This window comes from Variovorax sp. 278MFTsu5.1 (assembly GCF_048305045.1).
Lineage (GTDB): Bacteria > Pseudomonadota > Gammaproteobacteria > Burkholderiales > Burkholderiaceae_C > Variovorax > Variovorax guangxiensis.
Map to the genome: position 1 here is coordinate 6,380,242 of NZ_CP157622.1, position 25,151 is coordinate 6,405,392.

Consider the following 25,151-nt stretch of genomic DNA (forward strand, 5'->3'; position numbering starts at 1 on the left):
AATGAAGAGCTTGATCGGCCCGAGCGGTTTGCAGTCGCCTGAACTCCCAAGAGGAGCGCTTTTCAGGGATGAATGTGCTCGGTCGGTTCTATGTTGCCCAGCGTGCCGCGCACCCTGAATAAATAAATATTCAAGCGTGCAGAATTTCTCAGGCCGCCGCTCAATTAAATATTCGCTCTCACTATGATGCCCGGATTCAAAAAGGGAGCGATGCATGAGTGGCAGGGAGTTTTGCGCGCCGGACAATTCGAGTTACCCCAAATGGAATAGTTGGGATGTTTTCAAATGGCGTGCCTTGTCAGAGAAAATGGGCGGCGGCCGACCGTATTTACAAGCCTACAAAGATGGCTGGGTTGTTTACAATAAATTCCGTATCAAAGATGCGGCGGAGCAGCATCGAATCCCTCCTGTGCTGCTCGCCTGTGTTGCATGGGCCGAGGTGGGCGGCAAACCCGACGGCATAAAAAGACCTGCATTTCAAGGACGCACATTGCAGCGAACGCTAGCGGGAAGACCTGTCAAATTTGGAAAGCCGCCCGAGGAAACATCCGTTGGCGCAGTGAGCATTCAACTGCGAGTTGCTTCGAAGGAACTTGGAATTCCAGTCGAGCTGCTGTCGTACCCGGATCGAATGAACTTGATCACGTGCCTCGAGACCGATGCCTTCAATTTGAGCGTCGTTGCTCAGCATCTGAAAAATCTCGTCCTACACGACTACCCGGGCACCGATACTTCAAATCTCACGGACGAACAATTCATCGTTGCCGGCTCTCGCTACAACCGAGGAATCGAGCGCGCCTTCAGTGATTTTGTCAATTCCATCAAACGTCCTCCTGGCAGCCAAGGCAGACAGTTTTCTGAATATGGGCGCAGGATGCTGGAGCACCGCGACCACGTTCTAACGCTTCTGAATAAATTTTGACGATGAAGAGAGCAGGTTTGATATTTGTATCGGCGTATGCCTTTTTTTGCATCGCCTTCATGCTTCTCATGCCAATGAACAAGTATGAATGGATGCTGGACGAGCCCAACGCAAAATCCGAGGGCCTGACTTTTTGCGGGTTGCCGCTTGACGACGATATCAGCGCCAGGTTTTTTTCTTTCGCCTTTTTGATTCCGCTCCTCGTTTTGGCAGTCATCCAGTCGATCCAAAAGAAAAAAGCACATCACTCTCTCTGGATGGCTGTTGCCTTGCTGGCTGTCTGGGGATGGCGGTTTTTCATTTACTACCCGTTGTGCTGAGCTGGCAGCCGCAGGTCGAAGGCTCCCCGGTCCGGCGTCAGCGCCGCCTCTCCACATACGGCCGCGCCTGCAGGAGCACGATCCTGTCGCCCACCGTCGCCCACTCGATGTCCTGGTCGACGCCGTTGAAGGTGCGCTTGACCGCCACGCCCACATTGGCCAGCCGCACCACGAGGTCGTCGGTCAGCACGTTGCGGCCGGCCTCCACCGGCACCTCCTTCACGCCGCCGTCCTTGTCGAGCTGCAGCGCGGTGTCTTCGGCCGAGCGGCTGAGCACCTGGATGGCCTTGGACCAGCTGGAGTACATCACCTGCTCGGCGACGCGCCGACCCTCGACCACGCGGATGCCGATGCCGCGCTTGGCGGAGATGTAGGTGATGTGCGGATGCCCGGCGTCGAAGGGGTCGCGGGTGATCATCACGCCGGCGTTGGCCGAATCGATGGCGGTTTGCACGAACACGCCCATCAGTACCGATTCGGCGCCGAAGCCCGCCGCCGCGCGGGCCTCCCAGGCCTCGGGGTTGAACACCGAGGCCCAGACCTTCTTCACGGCCACTTCGAGCGCGTCGCCGGTCTTGACGTTGGGCACGGTGGTGTACAGCCCGGCACCGCTGAAGCCGGGCAGGTCTTCGGAGTTGGACGAGCTGCGCACGAACACGCCGCCGCCTCCGAGCTGCGACTGCCACGCCGCACGCCAGCCGGCTGCGGTGGCGGCATCGACGGGCCATTGCACGATCTCGTCGCGCAACTGCGCCAGCGCCTTCTGGCGCACCTTCGGATCGCTCGCGAAGCCCGGCTGCTGCTGCATGCGCGCGATGCGATCGGCCAGGCCGTTGGCGCGCATGAAGCGGTCGTAGTGCGCGAAGGGAATGCAGAAGCCGTCGGGCACCGAGGTGCCCGGGATGTGCGCGGCCTGCATGGCGCCGAGGTTCGCGGCCTTCACACCGCACTGCGCGCTGTTGCGCGCGCGCAGCGAAGCCAGCGGCAGCAGCCGGTTCTCGCGCAGGTCGGGCCTGATGGCGCGCGCGCTGCCGGGCACGGCCCCCGTGGCGGCGGTGCGCACCGCGCGCGGCGGCAGCGCGGCGACCTCCTCCGGCGTGAGCCGGCGCACCTGGTAGCCCGAGCTGGCGACCTTCAGCGCCACCCACTGGCCGGCATGCTCCTTCAGGACCGCGGCGGCATCGCGCACGTAGGCGTTGGGAATGCCCCAGCCCTTGGCCAGCAGGTTGACGTGCGAGAGCGCGGTCGAGGGCCGCTCGGTCAGCACGGCCGCCACCGGCGGCAGGCCGATGGGCACCTGCCGCAGCACGGCGATGTCGTCGGGCAGCAGCGCGTTGATTCCCGCGTCGTCGTCCACGATGCGTACGCGGCCGGTAGCGGTGCCGAGGTTCATCGGCAGGAAGGGCTGCTCGCGGATCAGCGCCTCCTGGCTCACGAAGTCGATGCCGGCTTCCTTCGCCACGCGCTCGTGCAGCGTGGAGTTGGTCTTGAACTTCACCGGGCCGAAGAAGCTGGCCCTGACCTGCTGCTCGGCCTGCCGCAGCAGCGGCGCGGTGAGCTTGTCGCCTTCCCAGAATTCGTAGGTGAAGCTGCCGATGTTCTGCTGCCAGCTCAGCGTGCCGAACAGGAAGCGGCGGTCGGGCACGAGGTAGTTGCGGTCGATCTCGCGCTTGACGGTGCTGGGCGCGAGCCGCGTGTCGCGCAGGAAGCGCACATGCAGCTGGTAGCGCGGCGTGTCGATGTAGTACATGCGCGGCGGCTTGGCCTGCCGGTCGATGACGAAGAGCACGTGCGCGAGCTGCATCGGCGTGCCGGCGTCGTAGACGCGGGCGAGTTGGTCGAAATCGCCCTGGCTGCGCAGCGCGGGCAGCGACGAGGGCACCGCGGGGCGGGGAACGAGCTGCGCGGCCGGGCCTTCGGGCTGCGGCTGGCTCTGCTGCTGGTAGTACGACGGCTTGCGGGCTAGCTGGGCAGCAGCGGGCATGGCCGCCAGCATGGCGATGGCAGCCGCGACGCAAAACGCAGTCACGCTATTGTTTTGGAAGCACGATGCGCCTACGGGCCGTGCGTTGTTCTGGTTTTTCATGCGGTGTCCCTCCTTACAACCGGTTGCCGAGTGCACGCGCGCTTCACCAAGCAACGCAGCAGCGCTGACAGCGGCAACGGATTCTCGCGCGTTAGTCACAACGCCATCGCATTCGTACATCCGGGGATCAGAGAAATCACATGACTCGCACAAGAACAAGCCTTTCGGCCTTTCAACGCCCGTTGCGCAGCTTGCTGCTCGGGCTGGCGCTGGTGTGCGCCGGCTTCGCGGCCAACGCGCAGTCCATCGGGCGCCTGAACCTGCAGCAGGGAACGGTGAGCGTCTCGTCCGCCGGCGACGATCGCTGGTCCGCCGCCCGGCCCGGGCGCGAACTCGGCGCCGGCGACCGCATCTGGACCGACCGCAACGCGCGCGCCGAGGTCTACATCGGCCCGGCCGCGCTGCGACTCGATGGCGGAACCTACGTGGAGTTCACCGGCATCGACGAGGACACCATCCGCATCAACGCCGGCCGGGGCAACCTGCAGCTGAGCGTGCGCGACATGGCCCCGGGCCAGCGCATCAGCATCGACACGCCCAATCTCTCGGCGGTGATCGGCGCGCCGGGCGAATACCGCATCGCCGTCGACGAGGCCGACACGACGACCACCTGGGCGGCGGTTGCCTCGGGCCACCTCACGCTGCGTGGCCAGAACGGCATCTCGCAACTGCTGACCGGGCGCCAGCAGACCACGGTGTCGGGCCGGAACCTCACGACCGTGCGCACCACGCGCTCGCAGAACGGCAGTTTCGACACCTGGGTGGCCGAGCGTGGCCGGTACGACGACCCCGTACGTTACGCCCAGCCGGCCGTGGCGGTGCCGCCTGCGGCACTGATCGCGCGACAGCAGCAGATCGAATACGAACAGGCCCGGCAGCAAGCGCAGTGGACGGAGCAGCAACGCGCCGCCCAGGCTGCCCAGCAGCAACAGCTGGAATGGCAGCGCGAGCAGGACTGGCGCCAGCAGCAGGAGTGGCGCCGGCAGGAAGACTGGCGCCAGCGGCGCGAATGGCGCGATCGCGCCGAACAGGACCGCTGGCAGCAACAGCAGCAACAACAGCAGTTGCAGCTGCAACTCCAGCAGCAGCAACGCCAGGCCCTGCGCCAGCAGCAGGAAATGCAGCAGCGCGCCGCGCAGGCGCAGGCCCTGCAGCAGCAACAGCTGCTTCAACAACAGCAGGCGGCACAGATGCAGCTGCAACAGCAACGCGCGGCCCAGCAACAGGCGTTGGCCCAACAGCAGATGCTTCGCCAGCAGCAGGAGCTGCAGCAACGCACCGCGCAGATGCAGCAGCAGGCGCAGGCTCAGCAACAGGCCTTGCAGCAGGCCCAGTTGCGTGCGCTCCAGCAGCAGCGCGGCACGCCGCCGCAACCGGGCCAGCCCGCCGGCGACGATCCGCGCAGGCTCTGGACTTCCCCGGACTCGCGCCAGTAGCCAGCGCTTCTTCAGCCGCGCGGTGCACCTTCCGCAGGCTGGCCGCAATGCGCACAGAACCTTGCGCCGGCCTGCACGGCGGTGCCGCACTGACTGCAGGCAGCCGGCTGCATCGAACCGCCGCATTGCAGGCAGAAGCGCGCGCCAGGCGCGCTGACGGCTCGGCATGACGGACATGCGCTGCCCCTGCCCGATGACGATGCGCCGTTGCCGTATCCGCCGCGCGAGCCGTGGTGGCCGCCGCCACCACCATGACGCGACCCGCCGTGTCCACCGAAGAGTCTTTCGAGCATGCCCATGTGTTTCCCCCTGAGAGCTGGCATCCCGCGCAAGCGTCGCCGGTGGCGATGAACTCCCGCGCGGCCTGCGGGCAGTGGAATCCCTGAAGCAGCTCCAGAGTCAAGCAAGCCCCGCCCGAAGCGCCGCCTTCGGCCCGCCGCTACAGTCAGCGGCCAAAGGAGCCAAGCTTTCCCATGCCCACATTCGACTTCGATCTCTTCGTCATCGGCGGCGGCAGCGGCGGCGTTCGTGCCGCGCGCATGGCGGCGCAGACCGGTGCCCGCGTCGCCCTCGCCGAGGCCGCCGATCTGGGCGGTACCTGCGTCAACGTGGGCTGCATTCCCAAGAAGCTCTACAGCTACGCGGCCGGCTATGCCGAATCCTTCGAGGAAGCCGCGGGCTACGGCTGGACGCTTTCCGAGGCGCCGCAGTTCGACTGGGCGCGCCTGAAGGCGCAGCGCGCGAAGGAGATCACGCGGCTCAACGGCATCTACGCCTCGCTGCTGAAGAACGCGGGCGTCACGCTCGTCACCGGCTGGGCGCAGCTGGTCGATCCGCATACGGTGGAGGTCGACGGCAAGCGCCACACCGCGCGCCACCTGCTCGTGGCCACCGGCGGCACGCCCTTCGTGCCCGACATCCAGGGCCGCGAGCACATCGTGACCTCCGACGCGATGTTCGACCTCGAGCCGTTCCCCAAGCGCCTGCTGGTGGTGGGCGGCGGCTATATCGCCTGCGAGTTCGCGTCGATCTTCAACGGGCTGGGCTCCAAGGTCACGCAACTGCACCGACGCGCGCACCTGCTCACCGGCTTCGACGACGACGTGCGGCAGTTCCTGGCCAACGAGATGGGCAAGGCCGGCGTCGACGTGCGGCTGAACTGCGATGTCGCATCGGTAACCCGCGGCACAGGCGGCGCCGGCGGGCTTACGGTCACGCTCGCGCGCGGCCAGCAGATCGAGGCCGACACCGTGCTCTTCGCCACCGGCCGCGTGCCCAACACGCAGGGGCTGGGCCTCGAGGCGGCGGGCGTGAAGCTCGACGAGCGCGGCGCGATCGCGGTCGATGCGCACTACCGCAGCTCGGTGCCGTCGATCTACGCGGTGGGCGACGTCTCCACCCGCGTGCAGCTCACGCCGGTGGCGCTGGCCGAGGCGATGGTGGTCGTCGACGAACTCTTCGGCAAGGGCAAGCGCCGCCTCGACTACGAGTTCATTCCCACCGCCGTGTTCACGCACCCGAACATCGGCACCTGCGGCTACACCGAGCTCGACGCGCGCGCGAAGTTCGGCGAGGTCACGGTGTTCTCCAGCGAATTCAAGTCGCTGCGCCACACGCTCTCGGGCCGCAGCGAGCGCACCTTCATGAAGCTGGTGGTCGACAAGGCTACAGACCGCGTCGTGGGCCTGCACATGGTGGGCGCCGATGCGGGCGAAGTCGTGCAGGGCTTCGCGGTAGCGATGCGGGCGGGGGCGACGAAGGCGGTCTTCGACAGCACGGTGGGTATCCACCCGACTGCCGCCGAAGAATTCGTCACGATGCGCGAGCCGATGCCCGGCTAGGCTCGCGCCGCCTGCTGCTTGCCCTCGAGCAACTTCACCATCACGAACAGCACGCGGTTGGCCGGCGTGGGCACGCCGAGCGCCTCGCCGCGGCGCACGATCAGGCCGTTGAGGTGGTCGATCTCGCTGGGCTTGCCGCGCGCGAGGTCCTGCGCAGTGGACGAGTACTGCGAGGGCATGGTCTGCGCGATGGCGCGCACGGCGGCGTCGGTGTCACCGGGCACTTCCACGCCCTCGGCCCTGGCAACCGCGAGGCATTCGGCCACCACGTCGCGGATCATGTCGGTCACGCCGGTGCCCTTCACGAGCACGCCGTAGGGTAGCTGCGTGACGGCGGAAAGCGCGTTGTAGGCGCAGTTGAGGATCAGCTTGGCCCACAGCGATCCGCGCACATTGGACGAAATCTGCGTGGGCACGCCGGCGGCTTCGAGGTGCCTTGCCACTTCCTCGCCGCGGCCCGAGGGGGCGATCACCAGCTCGCCGCGTCCGTGGTGCTTCACGTGGCCGGGCCCGGCCATTTCGGTCGCGACGTAGACGACCGCCGCCGCCACCTCGTTCGACGGCGGCAGCACCGAGCGCACGCGCTCGTCGTTGTCCACGCCGTTCTGCAGCGTGAGCACCAGCGCGCCAGGTGCGAGATGCGGCTTGATCTGTTCAGCCGCAGATTCGCTGTCGGTCGATTTCACGCAGAACAGCACGAGGTCCGCGCCCTGAACGGCCGAAGCCTCGGTGCTTGCGGCAACGCGCACGTGCTCGTCGAAGGCCTTGGTCTCCAGGCGCAGGCCCCTGGCGTCGACGGCTTCCACGTGCGCGGGGCGGCCTATCAGCACCACCTCGTGTCCGGCTCGCGCGAGCATCGCCCCGTAGTAACAGCCGACCGCGCCGGCTCCCATGACTGCGACTTTCATCGGTTCGTTTCCTTGCTTGTCCGCATGGAGGGCAAGCCTAGCGAAGATGGCGCCTTCATGCTTCGCTTCATGCCTCAGTTTCCACGCCGCGCGACTTCAGCCCCTCGGCGAGCAGCCATTCGCGGAACGCCGCAAAGGCCGGCAGGTCGAGGCGGTCGGGCCTATAGCAGAGGTAGTGCCCCTGGTTCACGCTCACCGGCGTGCCGCAGGGGCTCAGCAGGGCGCCTTCGGCGAGCTCTTCCTGCACCAGCAGCTTCGGCACCAGGCCGATGCCCAGTCCGTTCAGTGCCGCCTGGATCAGCGCCGAATACTGGGCGAAGCGCGGGCCGGCCACGGTCTGCACCTCGGGCACGCCGTGCTGCACGGCCCACAGGCGCCAGGCGGTGGGCGCGCCCTCGTGGTGCAGCAGCGTATGGCCGACGATGTCGGCGGGCTGCGCGATGCGGTGTCGCCCTTCGACCAGCGCGCGCGCCACGATCAGCACGAACTCGCGCCCCGCGATGTATTCGGACACCACGCCGGGCCAGCCATCAGGGCCGTAGCGGATGGCTGCATCGACGCCGGCCGGGATGCCGTCGCTGGGCTCCAGGTGGCGGCTGAAGCTCAGCATCACGTGCCGGCTCTTCTGGCTGAAGGCCGGCAGGCGCGGAATGAGCCACTTGGTGAGGAAGGTGGGCACGCTCGCCAGCGTGAGCAGGCCAGCGCCCGCGTCGCCCGAGCGGGCCTCGAAGGTGGCGGTCTCGATGGCGCGCAGGCCGCCGGAGATCTTCTGCCAGTACACGCGCCCCTGCGGGGTGAGCTGCACGCCGCGTCCATTCTTCTGCAGCAACTCGCGGCCGAGGAAGGCCTCGAGCCCCGCGATCTGCTTGCTGACCGCGCTAACGGTGATGCACAGCGCGCCGGCGGCCAGTGTGATGCTCTGGTGCCGCGCCACGGCGTCGAAGGCCAGCAGTTCCTGGATGGTGGGGCAGTCGCGCTTCATGCCTGGCCTCGCTTCGTGAAAGCCGCATGAAAAACGCTTTCCGATTGCTCAAGTGTCGTCATCCAACTTTCACCCATAAGTTCGTACGCGATTCCTAGAATTCGAGGCAACGCGGCGGCAAGCCCGGCGCGAACAGTAGCGCATCCGGAAAGTATGCCGGGCGCCCATGACATTCGGAGGCAAGCTTGGTTCGCGTCATCTCGCTCATCTACGGCCTGTACCTGCTGCTGCCCATCGCGCTGCTGCTGGTCGGCAGCGTGGGCGGCAACTGGACCAACACGCTGCTGCCCACGGGCATCACCGGGCAGTGGTATGCCGACCTCTGGCTAGACACCTCCTTCCGCAAGGCCTTCGTGAGCAGCCTCGTGGTGGCCATGTCGGCCTGTGCCATCAACACCGTGCTGGCCCTGCCGCTGGCCTATGCGCTGTATCACGGTGCGCGGCGCGGCGGCAGCCTGGCGGCGCGCATCGTGAGCGCCACGCCGGTGGCGGTGCCGGCGATCACGCTGGCCTTCGGCTACATGATCGTCTTCAACACCGACCTCGCGCCCTGGCTGGGCTCGATGCCTCTCTTGATCGCTGCGCACGCGATCCTCACCCTGCCCTACCTCACCAACACGCTGCTGACCGACCTGCGCCACCTCGACCTGAGCCGCCTGGAGCAGGCGGCCGCCACGCTCGGCGCCTCGGGCTGGCAGCAGTTCACCGGCATCGTGCTGCCCAGCCTGCGCCAGAGCCTGATCAGCGGGCTGGTGATGGTGGCGGCCATCTCGGTGGGCGAGTTCGGCGTGTCGAACCTGCTCACGAGTTTCCAGAACCGCACCTACCCGGTGGTGCTGCTGCAGGCCTTCTACGGCGCGACGGGCTTCGCCTGCGCGGCCACGGTGATCCTGCTGGTGCTGGCGAGCGCGTCGGCGCTTCTTTCCTCCTCCCTCGTGAAGCAACGCGCATAAGCGGCAGAACCGATACGCCATGAGCCTCCTCCTCGACAAGGTCAGCTACAACTATCCCGGCAGCACACACGGCCTGCACGAGGTGTCGCTCGACGTGCGCACCGGCGAGCTGGTCGCGGTGATCGGGCCCAGCGGCTCGGGCAAGTCGACGCTGCTCAAGCTCGTGTCGGGCCTGGAGACGGGCCACACCGGCCGCATCGCGCTCGACGGCGAGGACATGTCGCGCACGCCGGTGCACCAGCGCCACATCGGCATGGTGTTCCAGAGCTACGCGCTCTTTCCGCACCTGAGCGTGCTCGACAACGTCGCCTACGGCCTGAAGCTGCGCAAGGTGGCCACGGCTGACCGGCACCGCCGCGCGCAGGAGCTGCTCGACATCGTGGGGCTGGGCGAGTTCTCGCGGCGCGCCGTGGCGCAGCTCTCGGGCGGGCAGCAGCAGCGCGTGGCGCTGGCCCGCGCGCTGGCCATCGACCCTCGCGCCCTGCTGCTCGACGAGCCGCTCTCGGCGCTCGACGCCAGCGTGCGCGGCCACCTGCGCGACCAGATCCGCGCCATCCAGCAGCGCTTCAACGCCACCACGCTGCTGGTCACGCACGACCAGGAGGAAGCGCTGGCCATGGCCGACCGCGTGGCGATGCTGAAAGACGGCCGGCTGCTGCAGATCGCCACGCCGCGCGACATCTACGAGAACCCCGAGAGCCGCGCGGTGGCCGAGTTCGTCGGGCTCTCGACGATCCTGCCCGCGAAGGTGGCTGCGCCCGGCCGGCTGGACATGGGTTTTGCCGAGCTCTTCGCCGACACCGGCAGGCGCGCGCTCGGCACCGAGGTGCAGGTGCTGGTGCGGCCCGAGCACATCCGGCCCGACCCTGCCGCCGACGCCGTCAATCGCCTCGCGGGTCGCACCGGCGCGCAGCGCTACCTGGGCGCGCTCACGCGCTACGACTTCGAAGTGCCGGGCGCGGCCAAGCCCTTCCTCGCCGAATCGGCGAAGCCCGCCGGCGAGGCCATCGCCATCGCGCCCGAGCACCTCCGCTTACTCGACCACTGACCTCTTCCTCCAAGGAGCCACCATGCAACGCAGACATCTGATCCAGGCCGCCGGCGCACTGCCGCTGGCCTCTCTCGCGGCCCGTACCGCATTCGCCTTCGACGGCCCCGAGCTCTACGCGGGCGAGAAGGCGCTGTACGCCGAGGCGCAGAAGGAAGGCCTGTGCGTCTCCTTCGACACCGGCCCTGAATGGGCCAACTGGAAGTCGCTGTTCCGCGATTTCAAGAAGCGCTACCCCGAGATCGAGCTGACCTACAACGACATCGGCTCCGCCGCCACCGTGGTCTCGCTCGAGAAGACCAGGCGCCGCCCGCAGGCCGACACCGCCTACTACTTCGCCGCCTCGGCCGTCGACGCCGCGAAGAAGGACGTGGTCGCGCCCTTCAAGCCCGTCAACTTCGACAAGCTCCCGCCCGTGTTCCGCGAGGCCGAAGGCCGCTGGTTCACCATCCACACGCTCAACATCGCCTTCCTGGTCAACAAGAAGCTGGTGAAGAACGTGCCGACCGGCTGGGCCGACCTGCTCAAGCCCGAGTTCAAGAACACGGTCGTGTACCTCGACCCGCGCTCCACCGGCATAGGGCAGGTGCTGACCTTCGCGGCGGCCTATGCCAACGGCGGCAGCGTCGACAACGTGCAGCCCGGCACCGACTACCTCGGCAAGCTGCATGCGGCCGGCAACGTGCTTCGCGTGGAAGGCACCACGCCCTATGCCAAGTTCCTCAAGGGCGAGATCCCGGTGTGGATCAGCTACGAGAACGACGGCCTGAAGGCCAAGCACGTCGACGGCATGGGCGACGCGGTGGAAGTCGTGATCCCCAAGGAAGCCAGCGTGGCCGCGCCCTACGCCATCAGCCTTGTGAAGAACGGCCCGAACCCGAACGCCGGCAAGCTGTGGCTCAACTTCATCATGAGCGAGGCCGGCCAGTCGCTGTTCGCCCAGGGCTTCGTGCGCCCTGCAGTGCCGGGCACGCCGCTGGCCGCCGACGTGGCCGCCAGGATGCCGGCCGCGCCGCAGATCAGGCCGCTGGACGTGGTGAAGGCCTCGGAGCGCAAGGCGGAAATCGACAAGCTCTGGGCGCAAGCCGCACTGGGCAAGTAAGCAGCCATGCGACGCTTTGGCGCCTGGCCCGCGTGGGCCTTCATGGCGCTGTTCTTCGCGGTGCCGCTGGCGGCGCTGCTGCCCGAGGCCTTCGGCGAAGGCGGCAGCGCCTTCGGGCGGCTGTTCGGCAACGCGCTCTTCTTCGGCGCGTTGCGCAATACGCTGGCGCTCGGGCTCGCGGCGGGTGCGATGTCGGCGCTGGTGGGCACCTGCATCGCTATCGAGCTGGCGCGCCAGCCTGCCGCGCGCCGCCGCTGGATGATGACGCTGCTGGGCCTGCCGCTGGCCTTTTCGGGCCTGGTGATCGCCTACGGCTTCATCCTGGCCTTCGGCCGGGCGGGCTTCGTGACGCAGCTGCTCGCGGGGCTGGGCGCCGACCCCGCCGCCATCGGCAGCTGGATCTACAGCGTGTCGGGCCTGGGTTTTGCGTATGCCTACTACCTGATTCCGCGCGTGGCGCTGTCGCTGTACCCGGTGTTCGCGAACCTCGACCTGCGCCCGGCGCAGGCGGCGCGCACGCTGGGTGCGTCGAAAGCGCGCGCCTTCCGGGACACGGTGGTGCCCGAGGTGCTGCCTTCGGTCCTGTCGAACGCCTGCATGGTGGCCGCGATAGCGATGGGCACCTACGGCACGGCGCTGGCGCTGGTGGGCACGCAGCTCAACATCCTGCCGCTGATGCTGCTGGCGCAGGTGGGCGACGGCGGTTCCGATTTCGCGGTGGCGGCGGCCCTGTCGCTGGTGCTGATGGTTGTGTGTGTGATCGTGATGGGAGTGGGCGATGTCTTTACGCGAAGGCGCGAGCGCGGCGGTGCTGCCGGCGCCGGTCACTGAGGCGCTGGAACGCCTCGCGCAGAAACAGCGGGGGCCTGCGCGCCACCGCCAGCCGGTGGCCATCATCGGCCCCGGCGACGGGGGGCCGGCCGAGTGCGAGGCCGCCCATGCGGTGGCGCATGCGCTGGCCGGCGCGGGCATGGCGGTGGTCTGCGGCGGGCGCGGTGGCGTGATGGCCGCAGCCTCGCGCGGCGCGGCGGAAGCCGGCGGCATCGCCGTGGGCATCCTGCCCGAGGACGACGACCGCAATGCCAACGAATGGCTCAGCGTGGCCATCCCCACCGGCATGGGCGAGATGCGCAACGGCATCGTCGCACGCAGCGGCGTGTGCCTGGTCGCCATCGGCGGCAACATGGGCACGCTGTCTGAAATGGCGCTGGGCCTCAAGTGGGGCAAGCCGGTGTTCGTGATGCACGGCGACGTGGCGCTGCCCGGCGCGGTGCAGGCCACGGACGTGAACGACATGCTGGCGAAGGTGCTGGCCTGCCTGTTGAACTGACCCGAGCTGACGGGGCAGCCGCATTGCACAATGCCGGCATGCCCTACATGCCAACCTTCGTCGCTCCCGCCCGCTTCACCGACGCCGCCGCCGCACTCGAACAGGTCAAGCTGATCTACCAGAGCGGCCTCGCGCACCTGCGCGAATCGATGCTGCGCTTCGTCGCCGGCGAAGAACTGCCGGGTCGGGTGCGGGCCTGCTACCCCTTCGTGCGGGTGCACACCCACACCGTCTCGCGCCACACGCCGCCGGCCAACGCCGGCCTGAGCTACGGCTTCGTGGCCGGCCCCGGCCGCTACGAGACCACGCTGACGCGCCCCGACCTGTTCTCGCGCTACTACCTCGACCAGTTCCGCCTGCTGCTGGAAAACCACCAGGTCGAGCTCGAGGTCGGCACCAGCACGCAGCCGATCCCGATCCATTTCTCCTTCGCCGAGAACGACCACATCGAAGGCACCATGAGCGCCGAGCGCCGCGCCCTCATGCGCGACGTGTTCGACCTGCCCGACCTGGGCGTGATGGACGACGGCATCGCCAACGGCACCTTCGAGGCGCGCGACGGCGAGGCGCAGCCGCTGTCGCTCTTCACCGCCGCGCGGGTCGACTACTCGCTGCACCGCCTGCGCCACTACTCGGGCACGGCGCCGGAGTGGTTCCAGAACTTCGTGCTGTTCACCAACTACCAGTTCTACATCGACGAATTCGTGCGCCTGGGCCACGAGGCCATGGCCGACGAGAACAGCGAGTACGTCGCCTTCATCGAGCCCGGCAACGTGGTCACGCGCCGCCGCGGCCTGCCCGCCGGCTCGAGCGCTACCTACGGCCACCTGCTCGACGGCAGCCAGGGCACCGCACCGCCGCGCCTGCCCCAGATGCCGGCCTACCACCTGGTGCGCGAGGACTGCAGCGGCACCACCATGGTCAACATCGGCGTGGGCCCGGCCAACGCCAAGACCATCACCGACCACATCGCGGTGCTGCGCCCGCATGCCTGGATGATGCTGGGCCACTGCGCCGGCCTTCGCAACACGCAGCAGCTCGGCGACTACGTGCTGGCCCACGCCTACGTGCGCGAGGACCACGTGCTCGACGAGGAACTGCCGCTGTGGGTGCCGATCCCGGCGCTGTCGGAGATCCAGCTCGCGCTGGAAAAAGCAGTGGCCGACGTCACGCGCTACGAGGGCCCCGACCTGAAGAAGATCATGCGTACCGGCACCGTGGCCAGCACAGACAACCGCAACTGGGAGCTGCTGCCGGGCAACCAGCCGCAGCGCCGCTTCAGCCAGAGCCGCGCGGTGGCGCTCGACATGGAAAGCGCCACCATCGCGGCCAACGGCTTCCGCTTCCGCGTGCCCTACGGCACCCTGCTGTGCGTGAGCGACAAGCCGCTGCACGGCGAGATCAAGCTGCCCGGGATGGCCAACCACTTCTACCGCGAGCGCGTGGAGCAGCACCTGCGCATCGGCATGCGGGCCATCGACATCCTGCGCGCCGAGGGCTCGACCCGGCTGCACAGTCGCAAGCTGCGCAGCTTCGCCGAAGTGGCGTTCCAGTAAGAAGAACGGCTCCAGCAGGGGCCCGGCAAGGGCCGGGGCCTCAGGGTTTGTCCTGCCCGCGGCCGCGCGGGATTGGCGCGTTTCGCGGACATCATCCGGTCTATCCCACGACAACCGGAAAGAAGATGACCCAGTCGCGCTCCGTTCCCCCCATCTCCCGTCGCAGTTTTTCTGCATGGATCGCGGCCTCGGCCGCCGCAGCCGGCGCAGGACACGCCGCGCTGTGGCCGCGCGCCGCGCACGCCGCCGACGCGCCGCTGAGCAACCGGCTGCGCATCGTGATCCCCGCCAACGAAGGCGGCGGCTGGGACCAGACGGGCCGTGCGCTGGGCGCCGCGATGCTGGCATCGGGCGCGGTCGGCAACGTGGTGTACGAGAACGTCGGCGGCAAGGGCGGCACGATCGGTCTCGCCAGGTACGTCGAGAAATACGACGCCGATCCCGACACGCTGCTGATGAGCGGCATGGTCATGGTCGGCGCGGTGGCGCTGCAGAAGCCCACGGTCACCATGGCCAACATGGCGCCCATCGCCCGCCTCACCAGCGACTACGAGGTGATCGCGGTGAAGGCCGACTCACCCATCAGGACGCCGAAGGACCTGATCGCGCAACTGCGCGCGGACGCGGCCGGCACCGTCATCGCGGGCGGCTCGGCAGGCGGCGTGGACCACATGTACGCCGGCATGCTGGCGCGCGTGGCCGATGCCTCGCAGTCGCTGGTCTACCAGGCGCACCCCGGCGGAGCGGAGGTGGTCGAGGCACTCGATACCGGCAAGGCCGTGGCGGGCATCTCGGGCTACAGCGAGTTCGCCGAGGGCCTGGCCAGCGGCAAGCTGCGCGCCATCGGCGTGTCGTCGAAGCGGCCGTTCCAGGGCATCGCCTCGGTGCGCGAACAGGGCGTGGACGCCGACCTCGCCAACTGGCGCGGCGTGCTCACCGGCCGCAAGGTACCGCCATACCGCAAGGCGGCCCTGCTGACGGTGGTGCGGCGCGCCACCGCCACCGAGCTGTGGCAGAAAACCGTCAAGCAGAACAACTGGGACCCGTTCTGGCTCGAGGGCAAGGAGTTCGAGAACTTCCTCGAGACCGACACCGCGATGGCCGGCCCTCTCATCTATCTGCTGAAGCTCAAGGCCTGAACCGCCGGTTCGCTCGCTAGGGTTTTGTTCGGGTTTACCCCGAGCAAATGACACTAATGGCTCATATGGTCGCTGCCGTCAACGAGGATTTAATTTTTTCTCATATGAGATCGATCGGGTGATGCGACCCGAGCGCGCAAGCGACGATGAATCATGCTCATATCCGCGGATTGGCTACCGGCACTTCATCGATCCGTCGCGGGCCTGCCTCGCTCTAAAAGTCGTGGATCATCCTTTCGGAGCCTATGCAGCCATTACGAGGGTTGCCCTGCCGGGTGCGTGGGTCGCATCACCGAATCGATCTCGCTCATGTCGTGCCTCCTTGTGTTGCCTGCGATGGTGTGTCCGCCGCCTGAGCAACTGCCCAGACGAAGCCGGTGAGTTCACGCGCCACGGCCACACACACCTTGTTCCTGTGCACTCCACGGGCGTCGAGCTTTGCGAAGCGCTGCGTCAGGCGTACCTGCGCCGTCCAGCCAATAGCGCACAGCTGCTGGCTCAAGCCTTCCTGGCGCCGACGTGCACGCTCACCCAATCGTGGCTTGAAGCGGTAGCTCCACGCCGCCTCGCTCAGCATCCTTCTCGCATGCGCGTTGCCAGTCTTGGTGATACTGCCTCGTGCAGTGCGCTCACCGCTGGAGCGCTCCGAGGGCACCAGACCCAAGTAACCCATGAGCTTGCGCGGATGATCGAAGCGGCTGAAGTCCCCGATCTCGGCCACCAGTGCGATGGCGCAGGTCACGTCGATGCCTCGCAGCGCCTGCAGCGCCGATACCTGTGGCGCAAAGCGCCAATTCTTGACGTACTCGAGCAGTGCTGAGCTCAGGCGCTTGAGGCGTTCATCGCTGGCCTGCACAGCCATCCAGTAGTCCATAAATGCTGCCTGCGTTGCCACCTCGGAGAAGTTCAGCTTCCCGAGCCATGCATGGTGCGCCTGCGTCCAGGAGGTCTTGCCCGGGAAGCGCACGTCGTGGCGCAACAGCAGGGCCTTGAGCTGTTGGCGCAATTGGCGCCGGTCGTTCAGCGCATCTTCGCGGGCGCGTGCCAGGTCTCGAATGGCTTCGTCCTCAGGTCGAGGCACCCACACCGCGCGCAGTTGTCCCGCACGCGAGCACTCGGCCAATTGCGCGCAGTCGCGCCGGTCGGTCTTGATGCGGTCTCCGGGACGTCGAGGCATCTTCGACGGCGCAATGACCTCGCAGCTGTAACCCTTGGCCGTCAAGGCACGCTGCAAGCCCCAGCCAGTGGGACCTGCCTCATAGACCACATGCACGGCTTCGGTGTCGCCTAGTTTGACGAGCAACTTCAGCAGCTTGGGAACGTCGTGCCTGATCGTGCCGATCACCTTGGCTGCCGCTCGCCCAGGCTCAGCCACTGCAACGGCAATGCTGTCCTTGTGAACGTCCAAACCCACGTGGATCTTGCTAATCTCTTGCATGGCCGGTCTCCTTTCCTTGCTGGTAGTGACCACGGTCTCCAGCATGTAGCTCGGCAAGCTCGCTTGCAACCTACGTCAGCGGAGACCGGCCGCTTCGCAAGCAGCGCGACCATGATGTCTGACACGGTTTTCGTCGATCATCCGGTTACTTTTATAGGGAGCCGGAAACAAAATGACGCATTTCGTGCCAACTGCCCCCACGGGGCTGTCTCGCCGTGGCTTCACCGCCTGGATGGCATCGGCCGCCGCCGTGGGCGTTGTGCCCGCGCTGCGGCCTTCAGCAGCGGACGCGGCTGAAGCGCAGCTCGCACCCAAGCTGCGCATCGTCATTCCCGCCAACGAAGGCGGCGGCTGGGACCAGACCGGCCGCGCGCTGGGCGCCGCGATGATCGCCTCGGGGGCGGTGGGGGACATCAGCTACGAGAACATCGGCGGCAAGGGCGGCACCATCGGCCTGGCCAAGTACGTCGAGAAATACGACGCCGACCCCGACACGCTGCTGATGAGCGGCATGGTCATGGTCGGTGCCGTGGCACTGCAGAAGCCCGCCATCACCATGGCGCAGGTGGCGCCCGTTGCGCGGCTCACCAGCGACTACGAAGTGGTGGCCGTGAAGGCCGACTCCCCCATCAAGACGCCGAAGGACCTGATCGCACAGCTGCGCGCAGATGCCGCGAAGACGGTCATTGCGGGCGGCTCGGCCGGCGGCGTGGACCACATGTACGCGGGCATGCTGGCGCGCGTGGCCGGCAACGCGGGCGCGCTGGTCTACCAACCGCATCCTGGCGGCGCGCAGGTGGTCGAGGCGCTCGAATCGGGCAAGGCAGCCGCCGGCATTTCGGGCTACAGCGAATTCAGCGAGCAACTCGCCAACGGCAAGCTGCGCGCCATCGGCGTGTCGGCCAAGCGGCCGTTCCTGGGCATTCCGTCGGTGCGCGAACAGGGCGTGGACGCCGACCTCGCCAACTGGCGCGGCGTGCTCACCGGCAAGAAGGTCACGGCGGAACGAAAGGCCGTGCTGCTCGAAGCCGTGCGCCGCGCCACCCAGGCCGACGTCTGGCAGAAGACCATCAAGCGCAACAACTGGGACCCGTACTGGATGGCGGGCAAGGACTTCGAGAGCTTCCTCGATCTCGATACGGCGATGGCCGGGCCCCTCATCTATCTGCTCAAGCTCAAGGCCTGAAACAGGCTCTCCCCCAGGCTTCGCGCACTTCGTGTCGCTGCGCCAACCCCCTTCCGGGGGCGACACCTGCGGCCCGGCAAAGCCGGTTCCGCGGCGTCCCCGCCTTGGGCTGCGCCTTGCGAACCTTTGCGCCGAATCGGCCGCACTCTTTCATGCGAAGAGCTCCGGCATCTCCCGCTGCGCCTTCGGCGTCAGCGTGAGCGCCCGCCCGTCCAGCTCCTGCCGCACCCATCCCCGTTTCAGCGACAGCTGCAGCCACGCCGCGCCCAGCGCGCCGCCCAGGTGCGGGCGGCGCTCGCTCCAGTCGAGGCAGGCACAGGCGAAGCGGCGGCGCGAGCGGCGCACCTCGTCGATCTCCACGCCCAGGCTCTCCAGCGCGATCGCGCCATCGGGCGTGAGTTCGTAGGAGCCGCTTTGCAGTCCGCTGAGCCAGCCCTGCGCATGCAGCCGGTCGTGCAGCGCGACGCCGGCCGTGCCCGCCATGTGGTCGTAGCAGGTGCGGGCGCTGCGCAGGCGGCTCGGCGTGCTGGGCCTGAACTCGGGCGCAGGTGGCGTGCGTGGGGTGCCGGCCACCACCATCAGGCTTTCGAGCGCGGAAGCGACGTCGTCGTTGGCGAGGCGGAAGTAGCGGTGCTTGCCCTGCACCAGCACGTCGACCAGCCGCTCTTCCTTCAGGCGCGCCAGGTGTGCACTGGCGGTGGAGGCTGCCACCTCGGCGACGGTGGCGAGCTCGGTGGCGGTGCGTGCGTGGCCGTCCATCAGGCAGCTCAGCATGCGGGCGCGCGCCGGCTCGGCGATCGCGCCGGCCAGGCGGGCGAGCTGGAAGTCGGCGGATGAGGAAAGGGTGTCGTCCATGCGCCCATCCTAAGACGGCGGCGCACGCCACACTTCGTTCGCGGGCGAAGTGTGGCGGCAGCTTCGACCGCACACTGGCGCCATGACGAACACGAGCCCCACGCCCTCTGCCATGCCCGCCGATCCGGTCGCGGCCGCCACGCATGCCGATCCTTACCCCTACTACGCCACCCTTCGCGACGGACCGCCGCTCGCGTGGAACGAGAAGCTGCGCCTGTGGGTCGCGAGCCGCGCGGACCTGGTCGAACAGGTGCTGCAGGCCCACGGTGCCTTGCGCGTGCGGCCGGCCGCCGAGCCCGTGCCGCGCGCCATCGTGGGCAGCCCGGCCGGCGAGGTGTTCGGCCACCTGGTCCGAATGAACGACGGTGCCGCGCATCAGGCCCACAGGCCCGCGCTGCAACGCGCGCTCGCCGGGCTCGACATGAACGCGGTGTACGAATCCGCCCTGCAGGTCGCGCAGCGCGCGCCTCGGCAGCAGCCGCTTTCCGACACGCTGTTCTCGATGCCGGTGCAGTCCGCCGCGCACCTGCTCGGATTTGCCGACGATGCGCTGCCGCAGGTGGACCGGTGGATGCGCGACTTCGTGGCCTGCCTGTCGCCGCTTTCCACGCTCGAACAGTTGCAGCGCGCGAGCACTGCCGCCGCGGAGCTGATGGCGCGCTTCGAAGTCCTGGCAACCGGCAATGCGCCGCGGCACGGCACGCTGCTCGCTGCGGTGCTGGCAGAAAGCGCAGGCGGCGATGCGCTCCTGTCGCGCTCGCTGCTCGCGAACCTCGCTGGTCTGCTCTCGCAGACCTGCGACGCCACGGCCGGATTGGTCGGCAACAGCCTGATCGCACTGATGCGCGAGCCGTCGCTGCGGCCTTCGGCCCGCACGCGCAATGGCCTCCAGGCCGTCGTCGAGGAAACCGCGCGCCACGACCCGTCGGTGCAGAACACGCGGCGCTTCGCCGCCGAGGCCGTCACCATCGCCGGCACCGACGTGGCTGCGGGCGACACGGTGCTGGTGCTGCTGGCATCGGCCAACCGCGATCCGGCGTTCAACCCCGAGCCCGACCGGTTCATGCCCCTGCGCGAACGGCGCCGCATGCTCGGCTTCGGCCACGGCATGCACGCGTGTCCGGGACAGGCGCTGGCCTGCACGCTGGCCGCCGCCAGCCTCCACACGCTGCTGCTGCAGCATGCAGCCGACCTCGATGCCCAGCGCCTGCGCGGCTGGAGCTACCGGCCGTCGGCCAACGGGCGCATCCCCGTGTTCCACTGACCGGTGCCCGCGAGGTGCGGCGACAGCTGCGCATCGCCCCAGCGCAGCGGCAGCGCGCCCGGCCGGCGCAGCGCGTGCGTGACGCGGAAGCGCACCAGCCGCTCCGCCCCCTCGAACGCATCGACCTCGGGGCCGTTCCACACGATCTCGGCTGTGGCCGCCACGTGCAGCAGGTCGCCGCTGTCGAAGTCGACGAACAGCAGGCCCGCGCGCGGATGCACGGCGAGGTTGCCCAGCGTGTTGAAGAAGCGGTTGCCGTTGAAGTCCGGCAGCACGAGCGTGTCGTCGCCATCGATGCGCACGAAGCCCGGACGGCCGCCGCGATGCGACACGTCGACGCCGTGCGAGCTCGCGTCGGCCTCGTCGCCCGCCGCGGCTTCGTGGGGGTAGGCAGTGGCAAGGAACAGCGTGTCGGCGCTGCCGATGAGGCGGTGCGCAGCAAGATCCAGCCTGTCGAGCCACTGCACGGGAGCCGCACCGGTAGCGCGCGGCGCGACGAACTCCGGCTCGCGCGCCTGGATGTAGCGCGGGCAGTTGCCGAAGCTCTGCTGCACCGCGACGCTGAAGCCCGCCGCATCGAGCGCCTCCACCGTGCCGTTCATGCGGTTGCGCCGCCGCGTGTGCGGCTGGATGCCGAGCAGCCCCAGGGTTGCGCCCTGCTTCAGCTGGCCGATGAGCGGATCGCTCGCCGTGGGCAGCGCATCGACGCGCAGGTGCGTGGCATCGGGCGAATGCACGAAGCCGGCGGGCCCGGCGAGCACGCTGGCCCAGGGCTGCAGGTCGGCATCCAGGCTGCCGGCCACGATGAAGGGCAGCAGCGAGAAGAACTCACGGTGCTGGTCGGGCATGTAGTCGCGGATCACGCGGGGGCCGGCGACCTCCATCTGTTCGCGCGAACCCGCCAGCGCCTGCAGCGTGCGCTCGCCGGCATGGAATGGAGCGGCGATCATGAGCTGGCCTCCGCGGCGAGTCCTACGGCGGTGCGCACCATCGGCACGAAGCCGGGCAATGCCTCGACGCGCGCCAGCCACTCGCGCACGCTCGGATAGCCGTCGAGCGACACGCTGCCTTCAGGGGCGTGCGCCACGTAGGCGTAGTTCGCGATGTCGGCCAGCGTGGCCTCGGGACCTGCGAGGAAGGGCTGCTGCTGCAGGTGCGTTTCCATCACCGAGAGCAGCGCGTGCGAGCGCTTGACGGTCTCCGTGGGATCGGCCGCGTGGCCGAACAGCACCATGACCCGCGCGGCCGCCGGGCCATAGGCTAGCGGACCGGCCGCCACCGAGAACCAGCGCTGCACGCGCGCCGCGCCGATTGCGTCGCGCGGCATCCAGCGCGAGGGGTCGGCCGAATAGCGCTCGTTGAGATAGACCAGGATGGCGTTGGAATCGGCCAGCGTGAGCTCGCCGTCCTCGATCACCGGCACCTGGCCGAAGGGGTTGCGCGCCAGGAACTCCGGCGTGCGGTTCTCGCGCTTGCGCATGTCGAGCTCGATGTTCTCGAAGGGCAGGCCGAGCATCGTGAGGAAAAGGCGCACGCGATGCACGTGGCCCGAAAGGAAGGAGCCGTAGAGCTTGATGGGCTGCACAGGTTGAGAGAGGCGGGCGGCGGTCATGAGCAATTCCTTTTCTGCGAAGAGGTGGGGCATGGCCGGATTCTTCTCTCTTGCAGTCATCGAATGAATAGCCTTTCCTGTATTTGACTGCTGCGTTTTCCGGTTTAATCGCTCCATGGATCGCTTCAAGGCCATGCAGACCTTCGTTCAGATCGCCGACCAGGGCAGCCTCACTCGCGCCGCCGAGGCGCTGGGCACCTCGCTGCCCGCGGTGGTGCGCTCGCTCGCCGCGCTGGAGGCCCACCTGGGCGTGCGCCTGTTCCACCGCACCACGCGCCGACTCTCGCTCACCGAGGAGGGGCGCAGCTACCTGCCGAGCGCACGCGAGGTGCTGCTCGCGGCCGATGCCGCCGACCTCGCGCTGAAAGCCGAGGCGCGCGAGCCCGCCGGCCAGCTCACCATCACCGCGCCGGTGCTCTTCGGCCACATGTACGTGGCACCGGCCATCGTGCGCTTCATGAAGCGCTACGAAAAAGTGCGCTGCAGCGTGCGGCTGTACGACCGCACCGTGAACCTGCTGGAGGAAGGCATCGACGTCGGCATCCGCATCAGCCCGCTGGAAGATTCCTCGCTCGTCGCGCAGACCATGGGCACCATCCGCCGCGTGCTGGTAGCGAGCCCCGACTACCTTGCGCAGCACGGCACGCCGACGCACCCGCGCGAACTGAACGGCGCCCCGTGCGTGCGCGGCCGCGTCGATGCGCCGGCACAGTGGCAGTTCTACGAGGGCGGCAAGGCGATCAGCGTGACGCCCGACAACCGGCTGGAATTCAACCACCTCGCGCCCGCCATCGAATCGTGCGCCGCGGGCATGGGGTTCGGCACCTTCTTCTCGTACCAGGTGATGCCGCACGTCGCGCAGGGAAGGCTGAGGCTGGTGCTCGAAGACTTCGAGCCGCCGCCGCGGCCGGTGAGCGTGATCTATCCGAATGCGCGGCTGCTGCCGGCGCGCACTCGGGCGTTCATCGAGTGGATGAAGGCGGAGTTCTGCGGGCTCAGGCTTTGAACGGCGGAGCGCACCGCAGGTTCATGCAGCTGCTTCCAGCCATCCCGCGTCCATCGACTCCCGGCTGTCGAGCAGGCAGATCTCCGTCTCCTGCTTCAGCAGCGGCCAGCCCTGGCGCTCCAACTGGCCGGTCAGTGCCGCGACCCGAGCCTTGAACCCGTCCAGCGGTTCGCGGCTGCGCAGGGTGGCGAAGCGCACGTCCGTCTCGTCCTTCAGGCTGTTGCGCGAGAGGCGCGCGCCGTGCGTCTCGCACAGGTGCTGCAACGCGGAGGCGTCGTGCACGCGCAGCTTGCCGTGCCATTCGAAGTACTCGTCGGGCCGGCTCAGGCATTCGTGACCCTGGATGGGGGCCTCGACCTTCACGCGCAGCACGGCCATGCCCGCACGCGCCAGCCACTGCGCAAGCGCCATCGCCTCGGCCTTCGCCTCGGCGAGGTCGCCACGCAGCCAGGTGGTGGCCATGGGCTGCTGCTTCTGCTCGCCGTGGGCGAGGTCGATCAGCAGCGGCTTGAGCCCCACCTGCTCGCAGACCTCAACGAAGAAAGGAATCCGCGCGGCATCCATCGCACCGCAAGTCAAGTGGAGTTCGAGCCGGCCTTTCAGCGGCCGCGGAATCGTGTTCATGGCGCGCCCCCCCGATCTGGCAGAGGCTTGCCGTCGCACAGCGCGGCCGTGTCGGCGACCATGCCGCGCACCGCTTCTTCCATGCCGAGATTGAGCACCGACATGAATTCGCCATTGCCGCTGGCCCAGTTCGCGCGCGTGCCCATGCCGTGGTACTGGCGCATCACGGGCTCGGCGCCGGGCATGCGGTAGCTGGCCTGCAGCACGACGTGCGAGACGAGGTTGAGGCCCGACGACCACGAATGCGCCAGGCGCAGCGCGACGTCGGCCGTGACCTGCCTCGCAGCAGCGCCCGTCGAGGGCGGCACGGCACTCACCACCTGCAGGCCGTAGCGGCTTGCGGACTGCAGCGCACTGCGCGCCCACTCGACCGGATCGCCGCCGGCACGGATGGACTGCACCTTCACCGGCGTGGCGTGCAGTGTGGGCAGCATCAATGTCAGGTTGCCGACGCTGGCCTTGTGCAGGCGCATGTCGTCGATCTTCGGCAGATACAGCGTGCAGCCGCTGGCTACGCGCAGCACAGGGGCGGGCGTACTGTTGGGCCGCTCGGCCGGCTCGGGTGCCGCTTCGTAGACCATGGGAAGCGGCTCGGTCTCGGTCAGCGCTTGCGAGATGCCCGGCGTGGCGCCGAGCATGCACAGGGCGCTGAAAGCGGCCGGTCTCCAGGCGTGGCGCAGCGGCCTCATGGCGCAGCGCTCCTGACCGAATAGAGCGCGCCGTCCTGGTCGCGGAACAGCACGCGGCCCGGCCGCTCGTCGAAGCTCTGGCCGGCCAGCGTCACCCACGAGCCGTTGACGTTGAAGCGCGCGGTCTTCACCGCGCCCGAGCGCGCGCCGGCGATGTCCAGCGCCACCGCATGCAGCGTCTGCGTCATCGACTCGCGCATCATGCCGCGCAGCACCTGGCCGTCATCGGCGGTGAGGCGGCGGATGACGGTGGCGCGCGCGACGCCGCCCACGGGCGTCTGGAAGATGGCCGCGGCGCGATAGCTGGGCTCGCTCCTGCCGTCCTGCCAGAGCAGGGCCGAGGTGCGCGTGGTGAAGGCGCCCAGGCCGGGCTCCAGCGCGTACTGCAGCAACAGCACCATGTAGGCGGGACCGTTCTTCGTGGCGGCGATGCGGGCCTCGTGCTCGGCCTTGACGGGCATGGCCGGAAGCAGCCGCGCGGAGCGGATCTTCAGCGGGAACGAAGACGGCTCGCCGAGCTGCGCCTCGAGCGCCCGGGCCGCCTCGGCGCGGTAGTCGTAGTCGAGCAGCGGGCCGACGATGGCCTGCACCTCGGCGCTCATGTCCTTCTGGCGCGACTGCTGCACGGAGGAATCGATGAGCGCACCGATCAGCCCGCCGCCCGTGGCGGCACTCACGCCGGGCGACTGCGCGGAGAACATGAAGCTCTCCTGCGCGACGACCACGCGCAGGTCGACTTCCTGGACCTTGTTGCGGTCCGCGGCCGCCAGGGGCCGGTGAAAGGGTGCGCAGGCGCCGAGCAGCAGAAAGGCCGCCAGCGCCAGCCAGAAACGCAGCATTCTTGGGTCTCCCCC

General features: G+C 68.3%; 25 protein-coding genes. 14 read left to right on the forward strand and 11 right to left on the reverse strand.

Annotation, left to right across the window (positions count from 1 at the left end; genetic code table 11):
• The first annotated feature begins 214 nt into the window (after window positions 1–214).
• Both ABL844_RS29775 and ABL844_RS29780 read left to right on the forward strand, forming a co-directional pair.
• A complete protein-coding gene (locus ABL844_RS29775) occupies window positions 215–922 on the forward strand; it encodes a hypothetical protein (protein ID WP_418129870.1) in 708 nt (235 codons plus the stop codon).
• A gap of 2 nt (window positions 923–924) precedes the next feature.
• A complete protein-coding gene (locus tag ABL844_RS29780) occupies window positions 925–1,242 on the forward strand; it encodes a DUF2645 family protein (protein ID WP_418129871.1) in 318 nt (105 codons plus the stop codon).
• 37 nt (window positions 1,243–1,279) lie between these two features.
• On the opposite strand, the gene ABL844_RS29785 is transcribed toward ABL844_RS29780, so the two are convergent.
• On the reverse strand, window positions 1,280–3,328 hold the full coding sequence (locus tag ABL844_RS29785) for a PEP/pyruvate-binding domain-containing protein (RefSeq protein ID WP_418129872.1): 2,049 nt from the start codon (window positions 3,326–3,328) through the stop codon (window positions 1,280–1,282).
• Window positions 3,329–3,510: 182 nt separating this feature from the next.
• Between ABL844_RS29785 and ABL844_RS29790 the strand changes: the two genes are divergently transcribed.
• Window positions 3,511–4,764 carry a hypothetical protein gene (locus ABL844_RS29790; protein WP_418129873.1) on the forward strand — a complete coding sequence of 418 codons (1,254 nt, stop codon included), beginning with the start codon at window positions 3,511–3,513 and terminating at the stop codon, window positions 4,762–4,764.
• Window positions 4,765–4,775: 11 nt separating this feature from the next.
• Here the strand turns inward: ABL844_RS29790 and ABL844_RS29795 are convergent, their stop codons facing one another.
• Window positions 4,776–5,087, reverse strand: coding sequence for a zinc ribbon domain-containing protein (locus ABL844_RS29795; RefSeq protein ID WP_418129874.1), 312 nt, complete (start codon window positions 5,085–5,087; stop codon window positions 4,776–4,778).
• A 150-nt stretch (window positions 5,088–5,237) separates the two neighbouring features.
• Here ABL844_RS29795 and gorA point away from each other — a divergent pair, with 150 nt between their 5' ends.
• Window positions 5,238–6,605, forward strand: a complete 1,368-nt coding sequence (gene gorA / locus ABL844_RS29800; RefSeq protein ID WP_418129875.1) for a glutathione-disulfide reductase — start codon at window positions 5,238–5,240, stop codon at window positions 6,603–6,605.
• On the opposite strand, the gene ABL844_RS29805 is transcribed toward gorA, so the two are convergent.
• Both ABL844_RS29805 and ABL844_RS29810 read right to left on the reverse strand, forming a co-directional pair.
• Window positions 6,602–7,513: a ketopantoate reductase family protein gene (locus tag ABL844_RS29805; protein ID WP_418129876.1), complete on the reverse strand. Its 912-nt coding sequence runs from the start codon at window positions 7,511–7,513 to the stop codon at window positions 6,602–6,604. The genes gorA and ABL844_RS29805 overlap by 4 nt on opposite strands.
• 67 nt (window positions 7,514–7,580) lie before the next feature.
• Entirely contained in the window at window positions 7,581–8,495 is a 915-nt protein-coding gene (locus ABL844_RS29810) for a LysR substrate-binding domain-containing protein (RefSeq protein ID WP_418123126.1), read from the reverse strand.
• Window positions 8,496–8,680: 185 nt separating this feature from the next.
• Here ABL844_RS29810 and ABL844_RS29815 point away from each other — a divergent pair, with 185 nt between their 5' ends.
• The 7 genes from ABL844_RS29815 to ABL844_RS29845 all read left to right on the forward strand — a co-directional run bounded on the left by ABL844_RS29815 (window position 8,681) and on the right by ABL844_RS29845 (window position 15,623).
• Entirely contained in the window at window positions 8,681–9,448 is a 768-nt protein-coding gene (locus tag ABL844_RS29815; protein WP_418129877.1) for an ABC transporter permease, read from the forward strand.
• A 19-nt stretch (window positions 9,449–9,467) separates the two neighbouring features.
• A complete protein-coding gene (locus tag ABL844_RS29820) occupies window positions 9,468–10,496 on the forward strand; it encodes an ABC transporter ATP-binding protein (RefSeq protein ID WP_418129878.1) in 1,029 nt (342 codons plus the stop codon).
• Window positions 10,497–10,518: 22 nt separating this feature from the next.
• Window positions 10,519–11,598, forward strand: a complete 1,080-nt coding sequence (locus tag ABL844_RS29825) for an extracellular solute-binding protein (protein ID WP_418129879.1) — start codon at window positions 10,519–10,521, stop codon at window positions 11,596–11,598.
• A 6-nt stretch (window positions 11,599–11,604) separates the two neighbouring features.
• Window positions 11,605–12,429, forward strand: coding sequence for an ABC transporter permease (locus ABL844_RS29830; protein ID WP_418129880.1), 825 nt, complete (start codon window positions 11,605–11,607; stop codon window positions 12,427–12,429).
• Window positions 12,377–12,928 (forward strand): TIGR00725 family protein, encoded by a 552-nt coding sequence (locus ABL844_RS29835; RefSeq protein ID WP_418129881.1) that lies wholly within the window; start codon window positions 12,377–12,379, stop codon window positions 12,926–12,928. The genes ABL844_RS29830 and ABL844_RS29835 overlap by 53 nt, the downstream gene beginning before the upstream one ends.
• Before the next feature lie 38 nt (window positions 12,929–12,966).
• Window positions 12,967–14,484, forward strand: coding sequence for an AMP nucleosidase (locus ABL844_RS29840; RefSeq protein WP_126025474.1), 1,518 nt, complete (start codon window positions 12,967–12,969; stop codon window positions 14,482–14,484).
• Between the two features lie 125 nt (window positions 14,485–14,609).
• Complete coding sequence (locus ABL844_RS29845; RefSeq protein WP_184639730.1) at window positions 14,610–15,623, forward strand: Bug family tripartite tricarboxylate transporter substrate binding protein; 1,014 nt, start codon at window positions 14,610–14,612, stop codon at window positions 15,621–15,623.
• Window positions 15,624–15,930: 307 nt separating this feature from the next.
• On the opposite strand, the gene ABL844_RS29850 is transcribed toward ABL844_RS29845, so the two are convergent.
• On the reverse strand, window positions 15,931–17,061 hold the full coding sequence (locus tag ABL844_RS29850) for an IS110 family transposase (RefSeq protein WP_418129293.1): 1,131 nt from the start codon (window positions 17,059–17,061) through the stop codon (window positions 15,931–15,933).
• 232 nt (window positions 17,062–17,293) lie between these two features.
• Between ABL844_RS29850 and ABL844_RS29855 the strand changes: the two genes are divergently transcribed.
• Window positions 17,294–18,247 (forward strand): Bug family tripartite tricarboxylate transporter substrate binding protein, encoded by a 954-nt coding sequence (locus ABL844_RS29855; RefSeq protein WP_418120535.1) that lies wholly within the window; start codon window positions 17,294–17,296, stop codon window positions 18,245–18,247.
• A 150-nt stretch (window positions 18,248–18,397) separates the two neighbouring features.
• Here ABL844_RS29855 and ABL844_RS29860 read toward each other — a convergent pair whose 3' ends face one another.
• Window positions 18,398–19,102, reverse strand: a complete 705-nt coding sequence (locus ABL844_RS29860) for an ArsR/SmtB family transcription factor (RefSeq protein WP_418129882.1) — start codon at window positions 19,100–19,102, stop codon at window positions 18,398–18,400.
• A 112-nt stretch (window positions 19,103–19,214) separates the two neighbouring features.
• Between ABL844_RS29860 and ABL844_RS29865 the strand changes: the two genes are divergently transcribed.
• Window positions 19,215–20,366 (forward strand): cytochrome P450, encoded by a 1,152-nt coding sequence (locus tag ABL844_RS29865; protein ID WP_418131967.1) that lies wholly within the window; start codon window positions 19,215–19,217, stop codon window positions 20,364–20,366.
• Here the strand turns inward: ABL844_RS29865 and ABL844_RS29870 are convergent.
• Both ABL844_RS29870 and ABL844_RS29875 read right to left on the reverse strand, forming a co-directional pair.
• Window positions 20,324–21,316, reverse strand: coding sequence for a pyridoxamine 5'-phosphate oxidase family protein (locus ABL844_RS29870; protein ID WP_418129883.1), 993 nt, complete (start codon window positions 21,314–21,316; stop codon window positions 20,324–20,326). The two genes, ABL844_RS29865 and ABL844_RS29870, sit on opposite strands and share 43 nt — an antisense overlap.
• Complete coding sequence (locus tag ABL844_RS29875; RefSeq protein ID WP_418129884.1) at window positions 21,313–21,978, reverse strand: glutathione S-transferase family protein; 666 nt, start codon at window positions 21,976–21,978, stop codon at window positions 21,313–21,315. The genes ABL844_RS29870 and ABL844_RS29875 overlap by 4 nt, the downstream gene beginning before the upstream one ends.
• A gap of 115 nt (window positions 21,979–22,093) precedes the next feature.
• On the opposite strand from ABL844_RS29875, the gene ABL844_RS29880 reads away from it, so the two are divergent.
• On the forward strand, window positions 22,094–22,984 hold the full coding sequence (locus ABL844_RS29880; protein ID WP_369660523.1) for a LysR family transcriptional regulator: 891 nt from the start codon (window positions 22,094–22,096) through the stop codon (window positions 22,982–22,984).
• A 21-nt stretch (window positions 22,985–23,005) separates the two neighbouring features.
• On the opposite strand, the gene ABL844_RS29885 is transcribed toward ABL844_RS29880, so the two are convergent.
• From ABL844_RS29885 to ABL844_RS29895, 3 genes are read right to left on the reverse strand one after another with little or no spacing between them, the layout of a single operon-like run.
• Window positions 23,006–23,608 carry a hypothetical protein gene (locus ABL844_RS29885; protein WP_369660522.1) on the reverse strand — a complete coding sequence of 201 codons (603 nt, stop codon included), beginning with the start codon at window positions 23,606–23,608 and terminating at the stop codon, window positions 23,006–23,008.
• Window positions 23,605–24,297, reverse strand: coding sequence for a hypothetical protein (locus ABL844_RS29890; RefSeq protein WP_418129885.1), 693 nt, complete (start codon window positions 24,295–24,297; stop codon window positions 23,605–23,607). Before ABL844_RS29890 ends, ABL844_RS29885 begins: the two co-directional genes overlap by 4 nt.
• Complete coding sequence (locus ABL844_RS29895) at window positions 24,294–25,136, reverse strand: hypothetical protein (RefSeq protein WP_418129886.1); 843 nt, start codon at window positions 25,134–25,136, stop codon at window positions 24,294–24,296. Before ABL844_RS29895 ends, ABL844_RS29890 begins: the two co-directional genes overlap by 4 nt.
• Window positions 25,137–25,151 lie beyond the last annotated feature (15 nt).